This is a genomic window from Streptomyces sp. NP160 (assembly GCF_006335115.1).
Classification (GTDB): Bacteria; Actinomycetota; Actinomycetes; order Actinomycetales; family Quadrisphaeraceae; genus Quadrisphaera.
Genome location: NZ_VDMJ01000088.1, coordinates 1 through 689, shown reverse-complemented (window position 1 = coordinate 689; position 689 = coordinate 1). Strand labels below are relative to the sequence as shown.

The following is a 689-nucleotide window of genomic DNA, read 5'->3' as shown; positions in this document are numbered from 1 at the left end:
TCGTGGCCAGCGCCACCGGCGGCTTCGCCGGCGCGATCATCCTCTACGAGGCGGCGCTCGGCCTGGGCATCGCCGTGGGCCCGCTGGTCGGCGGGCTGCTGGGCGGCATCTCCTGGCGCGGCCCGTTCTTCGGCGTCTCGGCGCTCATGCTCATCGCCCTGGTCGCGACGGTGCTGCTGGTGCCCTCGACCCCGAGGCCCACGCACCCGACGCCGTTCTTCGCCGCGTTCAAGGCGCTGCGCCACCGCTCGCTGCTGACCATGGCGCTGGCCGCCCTGGCCTACAACTGGGGCTTCTTCACCCTGCTCGGCTACGCGCCGTACCCGATGGAGCTGGGCGTGCACCAGCTCGGCTGGGTCTTCTTCGGCTGGGGCCTGCTGGTCGCCGCGTTCAGCGTGTGGGTGGCCCCGCGGCTGCAGGCCCGCTTCGGCACCGCGCCCACCATGTACGCCGTCTTCGCCGGCCTGGCCGTGCTGCTCGGCGTCATCGCCGCGGGNNGCTGGTCTCCCCCGTCGAGCGCCCGGTCGCCTCCTCCGCGTACGGCTTCCTGCGGTTCATCGGCGGCGGCCTCGCGCCCTTCGTGGCCGGCAAGCTCGCCGCAGCCAGCGGTTTCGGGCTGCCGTTCTGGGTGGGCGCGGCCTCCTTCCTCGTGGCCATCGCGATCCTCGCCACCGGCCACCGGGTGCTCG

2 pseudogenes are annotated in these 689 nt (G+C 74.1%); both read left to right on the top strand.

Annotation, left to right across the window (positions count from 1 at the left end):
* A pseudogene (locus FHN55_RS22020) lies at positions 1 to 496 on the top strand (MFS transporter); the annotation flags it as partial.
* 2 nt (positions 497 to 498) lie between these two features.
* Positions 499 to 689, top strand: a pseudogene (locus tag FHN55_RS24020) (MFS transporter); the annotation flags it as partial.